Source organism: Dyadobacter sp. 676, assembly GCF_040448675.1.
GTDB lineage: Bacteria > Bacteroidota > Bacteroidia > Cytophagales > Spirosomataceae > Dyadobacter.
Window position 1 is genome coordinate 2,491,827 of sequence record NZ_CP159289.1, and the last position, 17,241, is coordinate 2,509,067.

9 protein-coding genes and 1 pseudogene are annotated in these 17,241 nt (G+C 52.3%); 3 read left to right on the plus strand and 7 right to left on the minus strand.

Annotation, left to right across the window (positions count from 1 at the left end):
- Positions 1-149: 149 nt before the first annotated feature.
- The 4 genes from ABV298_RS11200 to ABV298_RS11215 are packed head-to-tail and all read right to left on the minus strand — an operon-like array spanning position 150 to position 6,119.
- Entirely contained in the window at positions 150-1,310 is a 1,161-nt protein-coding gene (locus ABV298_RS11200) for a DNA-binding transcriptional regulator (RefSeq protein ID WP_353722188.1), read from the minus strand.
- Positions 1,311-1,325: 15 nt separating this feature from the next.
- Positions 1,326-2,582: an MFS transporter gene (locus tag ABV298_RS11205; protein WP_353722189.1), complete on the minus strand. Its 1,257-nt coding sequence runs from the start codon at positions 2,580-2,582 to the stop codon at positions 1,326-1,328.
- 50 nt (positions 2,583-2,632) lie between these two features.
- On the minus strand, positions 2,633-3,463 hold the full coding sequence (locus tag ABV298_RS11210; protein ID WP_353722190.1) for an ROK family protein: 831 nt from the start codon (positions 3,461-3,463) through the stop codon (positions 2,633-2,635).
- 49 nt (positions 3,464-3,512) lie between these two features.
- Positions 3,513-6,119, minus strand: a complete 2,607-nt coding sequence (locus tag ABV298_RS11215; protein WP_353722191.1) for a family 20 glycosylhydrolase — start codon at positions 6,117-6,119, stop codon at positions 3,513-3,515.
- Between the two features lie 151 nt (positions 6,120-6,270).
- On the opposite strand from ABV298_RS11215, the pseudogene ABV298_RS11220 reads away from it, so the two are divergent.
- From ABV298_RS11220 to ABV298_RS11230, 3 genes and pseudogenes are all read left to right on the plus strand, one after another.
- Positions 6,271-7,369 (plus strand): annotated as a pseudogene (locus ABV298_RS11220) (heparan-alpha-glucosaminide N-acetyltransferase domain-containing protein).
- 2 nt (positions 7,370-7,371) lie between these two features.
- A complete protein-coding gene (locus tag ABV298_RS11225; RefSeq protein WP_353722192.1) occupies positions 7,372-9,795 on the plus strand; it encodes a hypothetical protein in 2,424 nt (807 codons plus the stop codon).
- An 11-nt stretch (positions 9,796-9,806) separates the two neighbouring features.
- On the plus strand, positions 9,807-10,631 hold the full coding sequence (locus ABV298_RS11230) for an aldolase/citrate lyase family protein (RefSeq protein WP_353722193.1): 825 nt from the start codon (positions 9,807-9,809) through the stop codon (positions 10,629-10,631).
- 6 nt (positions 10,632-10,637) lie between these two features.
- On the opposite strand, the gene ABV298_RS11235 is transcribed toward ABV298_RS11230, so the two are convergent.
- The 3 genes from ABV298_RS11235 to ABV298_RS11245 form a co-directional block, all read right to left on the minus strand.
- Positions 10,638-11,615 (minus strand): nucleoside hydrolase, encoded by a 978-nt coding sequence (locus ABV298_RS11235; RefSeq protein ID WP_353722194.1) that lies wholly within the window; start codon positions 11,613-11,615, stop codon positions 10,638-10,640.
- Between the two features lie 102 nt (positions 11,616-11,717).
- The gene (locus tag ABV298_RS11240; RefSeq protein WP_353722195.1) at positions 11,718-16,727 is read right to left on the minus strand and encodes a S8 family serine peptidase; all 5,010 of its coding nucleotides are present in this window, start codon (positions 16,725-16,727) and stop codon (positions 11,718-11,720) included.
- The gene (locus ABV298_RS11245; RefSeq protein ID WP_353722196.1) at positions 16,663-17,106 is read right to left on the minus strand and encodes a hypothetical protein; all 444 of its coding nucleotides are present in this window, start codon (positions 17,104-17,106) and stop codon (positions 16,663-16,665) included. Before ABV298_RS11245 ends, ABV298_RS11240 begins: the two co-directional genes overlap by 65 nt.
- Positions 17,107-17,241 lie beyond the last annotated feature (135 nt).

The window sequence follows — 17,241 nt, forward strand, 5'->3', positions numbered from 1 at the left end:
TGATATGGTAAGAAGGGCCTAAAGTAAAAAAGCCGAGCAAAATCACGCTTCGTTATCACCCTGAGCGCAGTCGAAGGGCATTTGCATCACGCATTCGCCCTTCGACTGCGCTCAGGATGACAGCATAATTACTTTTTTACACTCATTTTTCATTTCCCAGCCAGATATTTGTTCCGATAAGCACTCGGACTACATCCCTTGGCCTGCCTGAATTGACGTGCTATATTTTTGCTGTCTCCCAAACCCATATCCAGTGCGATTTCGAATACGGACATATCGGTATCGAGCAGCTTTTGCGTGAATTTCTCGATACGCAGGTTGAAAATATACTTGTAAATGGGATAACCCGTAATTTCCAAAAAGCGCTTTTCCAGGGCACGCCTCGAAAGCGGCACCTGCTTTACCACCTCATCCACATGGAGATTTTTATCGATGTTCTGGTGGATGTATTTCAATGAGGAAGCGATGTGGTCGTCGTTGGTGGCGTAGATGTCCGTCGAATGCCGGGTAATAACCTGCGTGGGCCGGACGACTACATCGTAATATTCCGCGGTGCCGTGCCTGATCATGTGATCCAGTAGTTTGGCCGCATCGTAACCACCTTTTTCCACATCGAGAGCAATGCTGGACAGCGGCGGATCGGAGAGGTCACAAATCATTTCATCGTTATCCACACCTAACACCGCCACTTCTTCGGGTATACGTATGCCCACATGCCGGCACGCTTCCGTGATGTGCTGGCCCTGGTTATCGTCGCAGGTCATCAGGCCGATCGGCTTCGGCAGGGATTTCAGCCAGCGGCTCAGCGAACTCGGTTTGTAATACCACAGCTCCGTCGACCGCGCCTTTTTATGCTCGAAGTAATGCACTTTATGGCCCTTTCTGCGCAAATGCTCCTCAAAACCTTCGGCCCGCTCGCGTGACCACACGATGTCGTTGAACCCGTAAAATGCGAAGTTGGTAAAACCTTTTTTCAGGAAGTAATCGGCGCCCATTTGCCCTGCTTCGCGGTAGGCCCCTGTAATGTTGGGGATTTCGGTGAAGCGCTCCTTGAAGTCCTGCGCGATAACCGGTATTCCGGCCCGCAGGATTTTATCGATCTCCTTGTTGTACAGCTGTCCGACAATGCCGTCAGCACCCCATTCCAATGCCCATTTGAGAATCCCGTCGATTCCGATCGTCTCGCGGTGGAAAAGGGGCATCCGGCAAAAAATCCAGGGGCCGACTTCCCTGGAATAAGTATTGATTCCCTTCATCAGGCTTTTGCTGTACTCTTCGGCAAAGTCAAGCAGGAGGATGATTTTATACATAAAACATCAGAGAAATTAGCCGAGCTTGAAAAGTTCTTTCACACTCGAAACCGTTTCATTATTGACCAGCGGTTTGGCCCAGAGCCCGATGCCGAGAATGTAGCCAAGCGGCATTAACAGAAAAAGCATGGCCAGTCGCAGTCCCACCAGTTCTCCCAGTCCGCCGACGATCAACGGCACTACCGCCCCGCCCGCAATGCCCGCGCAGAGAATGCCCGAGAATGTCCCGTGATGTTTGGGTACCGAATTGAGCGCCAGCGAAAATATTACCGAGTACATGACCGACGCAAAAAAGCCGGCCATTGGAAAGCCGATCAGTGCCATCCCTTTCGGACCGAATAGCGCCATTAACAACGATACAATGCCGCCACAGGTAAAGAATACCAGCACCTTGCGGCTGTCGAAGATTTTCAGCAATATTAATCCGAGAAAACAGCCGATCGTAAGCAGCCCCCAGAAATAGGAAATCACCACAGCGCCGGTCGTTGCCGGATTTTCCTGGTGATAGGTTTGCAGGAACTGGGAAATCCAGTTGGCAATGCCCTGCTCGGTGCCCACGTAGGCGAATATGCCCAGGAAGAAAAGCCATACCAATTTGTTCCCGGCTAATTCACTGAACGATTTCCCGACATCGATCCGCTCGTCTTCCAGCAGTTCTATTTTCGGAAATTTTACCAACGAAATGATTACCACCATCGCCAGGGCGATCACGGCGAAAACCCAGTAAAGCGATACCCATTTCAGGTTTTCAGGTACGAGTCCATTGAGTATATCGATCAAAAAACCGGAGTTGTCGGAATGGACATTCAGCACCAGATAACTATAAAGCAAAGGGCTTATAAACGACGCAGCACCAAAAAACAACTGCGCTAACACCGAATAAAAAGCAAATTTCTCTTCCCCACCCGAAACCCGCAGCAAGGGATTAATCACCACCTGCAAAATCGCCATTCCGATACCGATCAGGAACAAAGAGAACAATGCAATGGAAAAGCCGGGAATCAATGCAAATAACAATGCTCCGCTAAATGCCAGCAGGAACGCACTAATCAACATAACCTTTTCCCCGAACTTTTCGACCATTAATCCCGCAGGAATAGACATTACCCCGTAGGCGACAAAGAATGCGAACGGCAGAAAACCCGCCAGTCCAATGCTCAGGTCGAAGCTTTTGACGATGTCGGGAATGATCGGACCGAGGATGTTGGTCAGAAAAGAAATGACGAAAAAGATCAGGAAGATCAGTATTACGATAAAAATGTTTCTTTGCATGAGGGCCGCACGTGGTTTGATACCTAATTTAAGTTTAAATCCGCATTACATCAATCGTCGAGCAATGCCGCCGCACCCAGCAGCGCGATATTCTGGTTTTCGGACAGTAGCAATGTCAGTTTTCTCAATGACTCGGGATAGGCGAAATCCTGAATGCTTTCCAGCATACTTTCCTGGAAAAACCGGTTGGCTTTGGCAATCGAGCCACCCATTACAATGGCCTCGGGGTCGTAGGTATACATGATGGCCTTGATCACCGCTCCCAGGTGCACCCCGAATTCTTCCCATGCTTCGATGGCTTTCTTGCTGCCTTTCAGTGCCGCGTCATGCGCCGCATACGCATCGATACCGAGCGAATCCTCGAAAAAACGGCTGGACACATAATTTTCCAGTATCGAATCCTTGTAAGGCAGCATCCCGATCTCCCCCGCTCCGCAGTTCCGGCCGGCATATAAATGGTTATCGACGATAATACCCGAGCCCAGCCCTGTCCCGATCGCCATCCCGATCACCGACCGGAATTTGCGCGCCAGTCCGAAACGGTGCTCGCCGAGTATAAAGCAGTTCACATCGTTATTCACCGAAACCGGCAGATTGAACTCTTTTTCCACAATATCTCGCAATGCGACCTCTTCCCACGACGGGATATTCATCACATTATACACAATGCCTTTGTTCACATCCACCACGGAGGGTACGCCTATGCCAATGCCTTTGACCGGATAGGCCGTCAGTGGGCGGATCACATCCATCAGCTGGTCGAGCGTTGCCGACAGCGAATGTTTGTTGGCCAGTAATGTCTGATTTTGCCGGGTTATATGGCCACCCGATTCGATGCCGGCACGAATGTTCGTGCCGCCGATATCTACACCAATGTTCATCGACGGTGAGGAGTTGAGCGATAAGCGCGTTAGTAAACGATCAGTTCGGTCAACGGGCTTTGACTACGCTGCTGCGGCTCGACCGTCCCGCCAGATCGAAGCTTTTCAGCGTAACAGTACCCGAAACTTTCACGGGCCTTTCGTACAGCGTTGAAGTTTCGGTTGGCTCGGAGCCGTCGGTCGTATAGCGGATTGCCAGGCCCGGCAATTCCACATTCGCCTTCAGCATTCCATTTTCTATGATCGCGCCCGGTTGGGGCAGGCGGTAATTATAGCCCCCGTTGATATACTTTAGTCTCGGGAGATGCTTTTGGGCTATCGAGTTTGCAAAAATATTCCAGCCTTCGGCCATCATCGCTTTTCGGGTAGCGTCGTCGGCCACGTTTTCCCACTTGCGCTCGGCCGCCCAGGCGCTTTCGGAGAAGCCCAGGAGCTTCGGCAGGATCGAATATTCCATCATATCGCGGCCTTTGATCGTCTCGCTCCAAAGCTGCGCTTCGACCCCGTAAACATTCTTCCGCGCTTCGGGTTTCATGGGTTGCTTGCCTGCGAACTCTTCCTTCATCGGCTTGCCCATGGAAGTCTCTTCGGTGGTACGGAACATATTGAATGGTGCAAATGCCCAGTTATCGCGCGTATCGACAAACCCGCCCCAGTACAGTCCCGGCTCTTTGGGATCGTTGTTATAGGCCATGTCGAAATAGAAGTTGGTCACGTTGCAAAGCACCACCTGATAACCCGCATTAGCCAGTCGGTTGCCCAGATCCACATCATACACATTGTTCCAGACATACGGATACACTTGCCGCCCCGCGAATTCGGGATTGGCCAGGTACGCGCCGGTTTCTGTTTTGTTCAATGCCACCTCTTCCCAGCCGTGCACTTTCAGGTTACGCTTTTTGAGCATAGGAAGCAGCTTCCTGAAAAAATAGCTCTGCAAATAGCGTGGACCCTTAATCTCCGGGTGCTCCTGCAATAATTTGGCGGCCATCGGCGACTTCGTCCACACACCATCCGCGACCTCGTCCCCGCCGGTGTGGAACGTATCCAGTTTCAAACCGGCCTGCTCGTACAGCTTCGCAATTTCGTCCACCACTTTGACAAAGAAGTTGTAAGTCGATTCGCGTGCGACACTCACAACATTGTTCTTATATCCCTGCGCTGAAATGTACACCGATTTGTCGTCCGGGTCGATCAGGCGGTACTCGTTCGCCTCTTTCTCCTTGCCTTCCTTCATCAACCGCTCATACCGTGCCTCCATCGACTTGATCGCCGCCAGCGCGTGACCGGGGAAGTTCAGTTCCGGGATAATCTTGATATGCCGCTCGTGGGCATATTTGAGTATTTCAATAAAATCAGCTTTCGTGTAATAGCCGCTTCCGTACTTGCCTTTCTCATTCGCCACCGGCCCCGACCCGTAGCCCGGGTGCAATGCGTTCGCATTCATGCCCGACGTGTGCTGGCGTTGCGCGCCCACCTGCGTGAGCTCCGGCAAACCGTCGATCTCGATCCGCCATCCTTCGTCCTCGGTGGTGTAAAGCAGCAAATGGTTCACCTTGTAGCTTGCCAGCAGGTCAATCACCCGCTTCACCGACTCCTTGGTCTGGAAGTTACGTGCGACGTCCAGATGCATACTCCGGAACCGGAACCGCGGCGCGTCCTGCACCTGTATGAACCCGAAACCGATTGAAGCGACGGGCTTCTGATAGGCTTCCGTGGGCGCGAGTTGCAAAAGGCTTTGGACACCATAAAAAACACCCGCGGCGTCGCTACCCTCAATGGTGATGCCGGTTTGACCGATATTCAGGTTATATGCTTCTCCGGAAACACCGTTCACTGTTACTTTACCGGTTTTCAATACAATGGCAGCTTCTTCCGACGAAGGCTTATCGGGAAGCCCGGCCTGGATAGGCAGGTCCGTCCCTGTCAATGTCTTCAATTTGCTGATCAGGTATTTGGCCTCATTTTCAAGACCTTCCTGATAAAAAACATTGGTTTTACCTGTGAGCGTGAATGTGCCTGTCCCCGGAACGAGCTTTACAGGGCTGGGAATGATTTTCAAAAGCTGCTCGTCGCCCAGTTTGGTGAATCCGGTATTGGCCTTATAGCGCGTTTCCGCCGACGGGACCTCCTTCAGATCCATTTTGCCGCGGAGAATCTGCTCTCTGGTGGTAAACGGCTCTATGGTATAATCCGCGACCTGAACGATCTCCTTTTCCTTCCCATCATTATCATAAAACACGAAATACAAGCCCAGCGGAGCGTCAGTTTCCTTGATCACACCTTCAGTACCGGCGTAAGTGATGGTCATCGAGTCCCGCGGGCGCAGGATAAAATCCTTTGCCGGCACCATCTGGTACCAGTCGCCGTTGATATGCTCTACTACCGCCGGCTCCGGGGTTTTGTTCGACTGGATCGGTCGCGGCGACATATTCCAGAACAGCTTCCAGTTAGAACCGTCCAGCGTAAAATCACTCCCGTTGCGGATCGTAAACTGTGCTTTAAACGTTCCATCAGGTTTAGTAAAATTGCTGACGAGCTTCCAGGAAACTGCGATTTTCTCGGCCTGTTCCTTGCTTATATTGCCTGGCCTTTTGCAGCCTGCAAGCAGCAGCATACCAAAAAGGACCAGCGAAAGCGGGAATAGTTTGTTCATAGGTTAAAAGGCTGGGAATGATTTGAGGTGTTCAGAATACAACTTCCTAATTACTGACAATTGCGCAAAATATACTAGCGAAGGGTGCAAAAAGCGGCTGGAATAGCCCTTTCACAAACCATTTCAGTAATTACCCCGACAAACGGCTGATATGGAAAACCCTTCTGGCTCATCGAGATTGCTTTCGCTGGACGCAATGCGTGGCTTCACTATTGCGGCCATGATCATGGTTAATTTCCCCGGGCATGAGGATTACGTGTTCCCGACGCTCCGGCATACCAAATGGAACGGGCTCACTTTTACGGACCTTATCGCGCCTACTTTCCTGTTTATCGTCGGCGTTTCGATTACATTGGCTTATTCCAAAAAAACCGGCGCGCCAAAGGCTGCATTATATCGCAAAATCATCGTTCGGTCCCTGAAAATCTTCGCGGTAGGGATGTTCCTGAACCTTCTTCCCGATTTTAACTTTTCGGACCTGCGCTATACCGGCACGCTCCACCGCATCGCCATCGTGTTCCTCGCATGCGCGACGCTTTTTTTGAATACTAATTGGAAACAGCAGCTAGGTATCGGCGCGGCTATTTTGGTATTCTACTGGCTGGCGCTGACGACGATTCCGACACCCGGCACAGGCAAAGTCATGCTCGAACCTGGTGTGAACCTCGCGGCATGGGTCGACCAGCAATATCTTCCCGGCAAGATGTGGCAGGGAAACTGGGACCCGGAAGGCATTTTAAGCACATTTCCGTCCGTGGTAACAACTATCACCGGCATGCTCGCGGGCCGACTCATGCTCGGTTCGCTTTCGCCCAGCGAGAAAAGTAATTACCTTTTCACCGCCGGATTTGCGGCAGCTGCTTCGGGATACTTCTGGAACCTGATTTTCCCCGTCAACGAAAACCTCTGGACCAGCCCGTTCGTCCTCGTAACCTCCGGTTTTGCTTCCATGCTTCTGGGCGCGTTGCACTTTCTGATCGATATCCGGAAACGGACAAAAGGCATCGCACCCGGTGTAATTTTCGGGGCGAATGCGATTACCTCCTATGTGCTGGCCGACATTCTCGCATTGTTCTTCTACATTATGTCGGTTGGCGGCGATACGCTGAACCACCACGCCGTGGGGGCGATGGCCGCAACCGGAATGGCCCCCCCGCCTGGCCAGTATGCTATACGCGCTCTTTTTTGTGTGCGTCAATTTTATTCCGGCCTGGCTGCTTTATAAAAAACGAATATTCATTAAGCTTTGATCATGCGTCACGAAACTCTATTACGATTGTCCTTCCTGCTGATTTTTGCATTACAGGCAATCCCTGCGCTGCCACAATCCATCGATTTATCGAAAAGCCGGATTTTCAGCCCTACCGGCAAAGCGGTATTATCGAGAAGTATCGAAATACTCCAGAGCGAAGTCGAAAAGCGGACAGGCCTTAAACTGCCCATTGCGAAAAAGCTCCCCAAAAATGAAAGCGTAATCCTCGTCGTGGCGGAAAGCGACCTTAGCAAATTGCCCGAACAATTCCGAAATGCGGTTTTAGCATTGCCCGAAATAAAAAGTGAAGGATTTAAACTGGCGGTTATCCCGGGGCTCAATTCGGTGATCATTGCCGGAAAAGACAGGCGGGGTATCCTTTACGGCGTAGGCCGGCTGCTGCGCAAAGCGGAAATGACGGAGGGAAAATTGCAGCTCCCCAAAGGGTTAGCCATTAGCACCAGTCCCCGGTATCCCATGCGCGGCCATCAGCTCGGCTACCGGCCGAAAACCAATGCCTATGACGCATTCACAGTAGCCGGTTTTGACCAGTATATCCGCGAACTGGCGTTATTTGGCGCCAATACCATTGAAATACTGCCTCCCCGGACCGACGACGACGCAACGAGCCGGCACATGAAAATTCCGGCGGCACAAATGATGGTAGAACAATCGCGGATCTGCAAGTCGTATGGGCTGGACGTTTCGATGTGGTACCCGAACATGGGCAAAAACTATGTCGACCCCGATTCGGTTGCCCGGGAGCTCGCGGAGCGCGAACAGGTATTTGCCAGCCTTCCCAAACTCGACGGCGTTTTTGTACCGGCCGGCGATCCGGGCGAACTGGAACCGGACGTGCTCTTCGCATGGCTGGAAAAAGAAGCGGCGGTATTGCAGAAATACCACCCGAACGCGAAAATCTGGGTTTCACCCCAGGTATTCCGTCCTACGCAGAAATGGTTCGATGCATTTTTTAACCATGCCAATAAAGAATATCCCTGGTTTGGAGGTGTGGTTTTCGGGCCTTGGGTAAAAATCCCCGTCCGGAAAATCCGGGAGATGTTGAAACCGACCATCCCTATACGCCACTATCCCGACATTACCCATAACTATTCCGCCCAATATCCAGTCCCGCACTGGGACCTCGCGTGGGCGATGACGCTCGGGCGCGAGAGCATTAACCCCCGCCCGTTCGACGAAAAGGCTATTCACAATGCATTGGACCAATATGGAATCGGCAGCGTGAGCTATTCGGAAGGGACCAACGACGACGTCAATAAATTTGTATGGAGCGATCAGGATTGGGACCCGGAAATGCCCGTGATGGAGACATTGCGCGATTACAGCAGACTGTTTTTGGGCCCTCAATACCATGAGACTGCCGCCCAGGCTATCGTCGGCCTGGAAAGAAACTGGCGCGGCGAGGTGATCACCAACGACGGCATCGACCTGACCCTCCGCCAATGGCAGAAGATGGAACAGAATGCTCCTTTGAAGCTGATGCAAAACCCGCGCTTCCAGATGGGGTTAATCCGTGCTTATTTCGATGCATACACGCGCCAGCGGCTGATTTACGAAACAGCGCTCGAACAGCAGGCACGCCGCGCACTCACATCCGCAGGCGCTTCCGGCACCGTTAAGGCAATGCGCGAGGCCGAAAAAGTCCTGGAAAAAGCGTGGAAGGAACCGATTCTGCCGGAATACCAGCAAAAATGTCACGACCTGGCCGATTCATTATTCAAAAGCATAGGCGCGCAGCTGACGATGAAAAAACACGGCGCTATGTCGGGGCGGGGTAATTTTGTGGACCTTATCAATATGCCTCTCAACGACGCGCCCTATCTGCTCGACCAGATTAAAAGAATTGAAAAACTGGGTAGCGAGGCCGAAATGGTTCGGGAAATCGACCAGCTGCTGCATCGCACCGATCCGGGCCCGGGCGGGTTTTACGACCATTTTGGCGATCCGGAGAGTTGGTACCGCGTTGTACCGAACCTGCCGTGGGAAGAAGACCCGGGTAGTTTGCAATCGCCCCGTATCGGTTTTGGAGTCGGTCTGGTGGGAGAAGAGTGGGTGGACGAAATCCAGGCTACCGGTTTCAAAGGGCAGGTTACGCCGAAGGCCTGGATGAAACAGGCCAAAACGCTCTACGACCAGCCGCTGCGTATCCGTTACGACAACCTCGATCCCGACGCAACCTACCGCATCCGCATTTCCTATACCGGCCGTTTTCGCTCGCGGATGAAAATGACAACCGACGACGGGCAGACGATCCACGACTTCATCCAGACCGGCGAGCAGCCGACATTTGAATTTCAAATTCCCAGATCAGCGACCGCCGACGGACAGGTCATATTTGAATGGACCTGTGGAGAAGGCGAACGTGGCTCGCAGGTAACGGAAATCTGGCTGATGAAACAATAAAAGGATATATAATGGAATCCACATTACTCGAAAAGCTGCAAAACGGCAGCAATGTGTACGGCACGTGCATTACCTCAACGAGCCCGATGTGGCCGGCGGCAATCAAAAAAACAGGCGTCGACTTCGTGTTTATCGATACCGAACATATTCCGCTCGACAGAACGGCCCTCGCTACATTGTGCCAGCAGTTCAGGAACCTCGGTATTACGCCCATTGTGCGAATCCCCTGCCCCGATCCTTATCTGGCCTGCCAGGCTATCGATGCGGGCGCAAAAGGGATTGTGGCGCCGTATCTCGAATCGGCCGCGCAGATAACCGAACTGGTGGGTGCTACCAAATACCGTCCGCTTAAAGGAGAAGTGTTGAAGAATTATCTCAGCGGCTCCGTGCCGATGCCCGGTAACCTTCGGGAATATTGCGCCAAATACAATGCAGGCAACATCTGCATTGCCAACATTGAAAGTGCACCTGCATTGGACAACCTGGAAACCCTGTTATCAGTACCGGGACTGGACGCGGTTTTCATCGGCCCGCACGATCTGTCGGTAAGCCTCGGCCTCCCTGAGCAATACGACCATCCCGAATTTGAAAAAGCAGTTTTCCATATAATCCGCACCACCCGCCAGAAAGGGCTGGCGATCGGCATCCACTTTTCACTGGAGCCGGAGAGGCAGATCAGGTGGATGAAAGAAGGCGTGAATATCGTCGTCCACAGCTTCGACATTGCATTATTTACCCAGCGCCTGAATGCGGATTTTTATCAGATTAAATTGGCGGCCGGCGACCTGGCTATCGGCGACCCGGCGGCCAAAAACGACGATGCAATGGTGGTGTAGCCGCGATTATTTACCTTGCCACATCATCAACCCTTCGATCAGCGCGGTGAGCTGTTCGAAGGGCATATTGGGTGTAAGGTATGCATGCGGGCCCATGGGATCGTCCTGCCAGCTATTGTTGCCGCCTTCTACGATGATCTTTCCCCGTTTCAGGCCAAAATAGGGCTGAACACCACGAACTGCCACGAGGACGGCCGTCTGGTCCCAGCTCATTCGCCCGTCGGCATCGCCTTTCGCCAGCGGCATGGCAATCGCGAAAACGTCTTTCACCGGGCTTTTCAGGTTTTCGTTAGCGATCACCCTTTTTCCTGTTTTGATTTCCTTTCCTATTTCAAATCCGCTGAAAAGAATTTCGGTAGGCCATTCGGCGAAGACTTTGGCAGACGCAACGGAATCGACCAACACATTGTATTCGCGTCCTTTGGGAAATCCGCCGGCCATGGATACCAGCTGTTTTACTTTTTTACGCACCAGGTTGCTGCCCGAAAGCTGTGAATTGGCGTCCGGGCCGGAGTCGAGCAGGTCGGCCAGATTCGTTAGAAAGCCTATTGTAACAATGGTAACGCTCTGGTCGGGCTGTTTGGCGAGGATCTTGCGGTAGGTTTCGACCGCATCCGGCGCATCGGAGGTCTTTACCATTTTATGGGGATATTTTTCCACCAGCATTTCCGGCCATTTCTGTGTGGCGCCAAAGTTGGCCCCTTTCCCTTTCGGTGCACCGGTAGGTAACTCCGGCCGGCCGAAATAGGTATTCAGAATTTCGATCGTAGGTACTACCAATTCGTTTTTATTGGAAGAAATTACGGCCAAAGGCTTCACTTCCCCTTTATCGGCCAGAGCATGCATGACCGCCATTGCACCCACGTCGTCGTAGTCGGGGCCGATATCGGTATCGAGGATTAAAGCGTTGCCGGTTTTACCATTGATTTGCGCATAAGTATCGGACAGTGCGAAGAGGCAAAAAATCAATAAAAATTTCTTCATGACATCATTATTCGAAAATGGGGTTATGCTAGTCTGTTCGCTTTTCCCCTTCATTTTGCTGCAATGCAGCCTTATTAATCCAGGCGAACAGGGCTGCTCACGTCAGTTTTTCAACACCTGGAATGCCTGTTTTGTTTCTCCGTTTACTACTTCCAACACATATATGCCTTCTCCGAACTCATGTCCCGAAAGGTCGACCTTGCGCTTCTGTTCCCGGTTTAGGGCATCCCCCCTGATCCGTTTCAGGATTCTTCCGTGCAGGTCATATACATTTACCGACACCGACCGGCCGGAGGAAACATCGTCGCTCAGGTAAAATATCCCTTTGGAAGGATTAGGATATACCGCCCATTCCGGCTGGCCGCCGAAGGTCACCGTCCTGACGCGCGAGTATTGATAAGTGCTGTCGATGTCCATCATTTTGAGCCTGTAATACACATTCCCCCATTTCCCCGGCGCCTGATCCAGATACCCATATTTTTTACCATTTTTTAAATCGCCTTCGCCCGAAACCTGCGCGAGCTTCGTGAAACGTCCCCGCCGGTAAGCCTCATCGCCGATAGCCACCTCGATATCGAAATGGTCGAAATTTTCCTCCGAAGCGGTTTCCCATTCCAACAGCACATCTTTTGAGCCTTCGACACCCTCTTTTTTCCGCGCATCGAAGCTCACCAGCTCGACCGGCAAGGCATTCGGGTTTCCGACGAACCCTTTTGCCAGCCAGAATTCCGAGAACGTTTTTATCTTCATTTCGGCATAATATCCCTTGTCGAACGGAACAATCGAGACCTCTCCCGCTGGATGAAACGACCATCCGCCCTCCGTACTGTTGGTAATGGAGCCGTCCTCTTTCGAGGGATTGCCGACATTCCGGTATTTGGAAATACCCAGTTCGAATGCATTCGCCGGCTTTCCGCAGGTTCCGCATCCCGCACCGTTGAGTAACGCCTCGCTCTCGGTTTCGAGGAAATAAAACCTTACCGTCGCTAGACTGGCCAGATCTCCGTTGCCCGGCTTGATGGTAAAGCTTCTGTCGAGATAATATTGCCCGTTCGCATTCCTGATGCCTGCCGTATTCACGTAGCTTTGCACCTCGGTGTTGCCCATGTTCTGGCCGTTGGGATTGATGGCGGCCATCAGTTTGCCATTATGCAGGAAATTCACCCAGCCGGAACCCGATACCTGCTGCATAACGATACCACCCGTGTTGCTGTCATCGATTGGTGACACTTTGTCATAAATGTGTATATCGTCCAGCGCGATTCCTTCGCGGTGCGTAAACCCGTCGGAAACGAGTACGAAACGTAATTTCAGGTTCGTAAAACCGGTTGGAAGCGGAATGCTGGCCACATGCCAGCGCAGGTAGTCCTGCATTGCCCAGGCTCCGCTGCCCGAATACGTCTTGTTGTACCAGTTGGTTCCCTGCCCCACCGCACCCAGGCGTGTCCAGGGCCCGTTATTGCCCGAATATTCGACATAAACGTAGTCGCAAGGTGTGGGTTCGCATACTTCGAGGTCGATCGCCGCGCTGAAACTCAAAGTCGGGGCGGCAAGGCTGCTGACATTAAAGCAAGGTGAATACAGATAGGATTCTTCCTTGTCGTTATAACCGCCCGTAAGATTGGTTTTCCAGACTTTTGTGCCGCTGGCCGCTTTGCTTAGTCCGCCGGATGCCGGCGTTCCGTATTGCCACGAGCTGTTCGCTCCTTTGGCACTCCAGAAGCCGTCGCCGTTTTCAAAGTTTTCAAGATAGGGAAACGAGCTCAGGACCGGCGCATTGAACACCTGGATCGAAAGCGTATCATTATCGCGGAAACTGTCGGTAGCCAACGCTGACCACGCCTTAATACTTAATGCACCAATGGCCGAAAGATCGGCCTTCTGTGCGAAAGCAAAATCGATTGTAGTCCGTTTCGCTATGGAAGGGATTGTATCGTGGACCACGGCTCCGTTGGGAAGGGAGTAGGCAACCGGAAGCCTGGCGATATCGCGGGCGGAGCTGTTCCTGATGCGGACGGCAATCGTTTCCGCGTTACTCAGCCCGCAGCTTTCGGTGGGAGGCGCCAGCAGCGCGATCATCTGGATGTCATCGGTGACCGAAACGATCCGGATATCGTCGAAAGAATATCCGGCGCCGTTACTGTAATCGGAAGTGATCATTTTGCCCCATTGTCCCCAGCGTACCTGAAAACTGGACGAGAAGTTCTTCGCATTGGCAGAAAGCAACGCACTGACCTCGAGAGGAGGCGTCGTTTTGTAACCTTCCGTTGTCAGGTTCTGATTTGCAAAGAGATCGTAGATTTCCAGCCAGGTGTCGGTATCCTTGCCCCGGATCCAGACTTTATTATCGTCGTTCGTTTTTTGCCCGTGGTTTTTATAGGAAAAAATGAGCCTGAGATCGTCCGTATTGATGTTGTATCCCGAGAGATTAAAGGTACTGGTGAGGTAGCTCGTATTTCCCGCCGAATAATACCGGCCCGCGTCGAGCGTCAGGGCCTTTTGCCCCGACGCCGCAAATCCCGAGTTAACGAATGTCCTGATCCTGCCGGCATCGGTGGTCGCACTGAAATCATAACGGCCATCGCCGGTCAGCCCCATTTGCGCAACCGCTGCACTTTGGGTCGGGAGGCTTTCGAGGTTGTCTTCAAATGGCAATGCCACCGGGTCGTTGGGCAGTTGCCTGAAGACTCTCGTCAGGGTGTCGTTTGCAGGGACTGTATCCGCATTACTGTGTATAAAAACCTTGAAAGCATAGTCCCCCGGGGTCGATAGGTTGGCGCTTACAGCGAATGTATGGTCGTAAGTTTTTCCTTTTTCAATAAAAGGGTTGATGTTCTCGACCGGTATCGAAACGCCATTCAGCTGATAGCCCACACTCAGCGGTCCATTGAAATCCACGTCGTCGAGGTTTTTAATCCGGACCTTCACAAAAACCGCCCCGCCAAGCTCCGTGGATGTATTTTTTCTTCCCGAAGACGCCGGCGTAACGATGGATTCGATTTTAAGGTCGTTGTCGGATATCGCGCCTGCACACGTACCGGTGTCGGGCTTGCGCGAGATGGCGAGTGCCCGGCGGCCCGGCTGGCCATTCAGCCTTGTACGTACGGAGACATAGTAAGTGGAGTCTTTCTGCAACCCGCTCAACGTGTACGAGGTGCCGGTTGTAGTCGCCACAGGCACCATTTCATTTCCCTTCAACATCATCACCTCATAATCGGTCGCGCCCGTAACCGCTGTCCATTCCAGAGAAATATACCCTTCGCATTGCAGGCTCGAAAGCGTCAGGCTCGGTACGCCGACTACCGTAAAAGGTTCCGAAACACTCGTCGCTCCGGTGCTGTTCTGGATCACTCTTACCCGCACTTTGTCCGACCGCAAACCGGGGTTGGCCCAGGCAAGCTGGCTCGTTCCTGCAGCAACCGTCGAAATAGTGGTCCAGGTACCGCCATTGTTACCGCTGTATTGCACAGTAAAAGTGCTTGAAGTATTGCCAAAAGCATCCCACGAAATATACGTAGGGTCACCGTCCTTGAAGCGCTCTCCCCCTATCGGATTGGTAATCGTGATGGAATTGGGGATAATGTCATAAACTACAAAATACTCCTGCGACGGCGCCTGGCCGACGGTTGTCCCTTTAACAGAAATGGTGTAACTACCCGCTCCCGGGTTGTTGATCACCACCTGCTCCATATTATTCCGGTTATCGACTCCGGTAGCCGCCACATTGTCGACGTTGGATGCGGTCGGATCGAGAATCCGCGGAAGCACTACGTTAGACGATGGATTTGTCACTTGTAAATCCAGATTATGCACCAGGTTTTGCGACGCCAGCGTACTGCCCGCCGGATCATTCCAGTAAAGCATCACTTTCAGCTGTGCGGTGTTCGCTGGAACGCTGATCGAAAAATTGTTGGTCCCCTGATGCGAAACCTGCCCGATGGTGTAATTCTGGGATTCGAGCATTTTCACCGAACGCAGCAAATTCAGCCAGCCGAATCCGAAGCGGTAGTCGGGGCCTTCGTTGCCTTTATCTACCGCGCCGTTTACCAGCAGGGCCTTCATCAACCCGTTTTTCGGGTTCTGGTTGCCGTTCAACTGGCGATACCTTTCGTAGAGCAATGCCAGGCCTCCCGAAACGGCCGGAGTAGCCATGCTGGTCCCGCTTCCTGTGCCGTAAAGATTCACCGGAATTGTGGACATGATACCATTGCCGTGTGCGGTGATTTCAGGTTTCAGCCGGCCGTCTTTCACCGGACCGCGGCTCGATATCGGTGTAATGCCCCCCGTTTCACCGGTCGCGCCCACCGTAATCACGTTTTTGGCGGTTTGGTATCCGCCCAGAACCGTTCCGAACCCCGTCGCATACGGCGCACAGGTCGTAGTCCCGCTGTTTCCGGCTGCGAAAACGTGTTGAAGGTAAGGCATTTCAAAAGCCTGCTGGTCCAGAATGTAGGAGTACAGGTCATAAACCCCGTTCGTTTCACAGGTAATCACATCCGAACCGTAGGAGTTATTGGTGATGACCATCCCGAAATCCTGTACGTACTGGGGCGAGTAGGCGATAATAGAGGAGTAGCTCTGCGCGACGATGGTGGCCTTCGGTGCGTAGCCCGCGTAGCGCTCGTCCATAATCCCTGCGCCGGCCATGGTACCCATTACGTGAAGCCCGTGCGAGCCTGCCTCTATGGGTGCCCGGTTGATGACCCTCGAATTGAAATCGATGTGTCTCAATGGATTGGATTCGTCGCCGATACCAACCACCACGCCTGCACCCGATAGGTTCCGGTTACCCGGCAATGCCGATTTAAGGACATTGGCGCGGCCGTTAACGGCACTTTTATTGTTGAGCTGGCGGTCGGGCTGCGGGATCGCCTGCACATACTGCACGAAGGGCTGACCGGCCAGCTTTTTCAACTCCCTGGCGGGCACCCGCACCGTCAGTATCTGATATTTTTTATAAGTATCGGACACAACCGGGTAATTCAGTTTTTCCAGCGCAGCGCTTACTTCATCATAGCTGAAAGACTTCGGATAGCTGATCCAGAGGTCAACGGTGGCAGGGCCAGTGAAAGCATGGGAAGGAATATGGCCATTGGCGAGACCCGGCTGCATTTTTTGTTCGGCGCTCGAGCTCCACCACCGCCCTTCCTCTGGTTCTGGCCAGAACGCCGGGATTGCCTCCTGGGGCGATGGTCGCGGTATAGGCGTTATGCGGAATGTATTCGAGCAGCTCGACCCCCTCTTCCTTCAATGCCCGGCGTGTTTCTTCGGTGGGTATTTCGTCGAACTGGATGATGACGAAAGATTTTTGCCCGGTGTCTGAAAACTTGAAAGCGGCGTTGCCTCGTCCGTTGCCCGATGACACGTTCCGTTCCGGTACAAATGATCCGCTTCGGAGAAGCAATTCGTAATTCTGACGTTGCTGCCCCGCGACCTTCCCGATCATCAGGCTGGTTAGCAATAGTGTGTAGTAAAGGTTTTTCAATTTCATAATTTCAGGGACAGATAAAGGATAGGTAATTCTATTTTATTTACCATAATTATGCAAATTAATTCGGTGATTGTTTAATACAATTTATTGGGTGATATGAAAACGTTGGTAATCAAGAGAAAAAGACTACCGGAT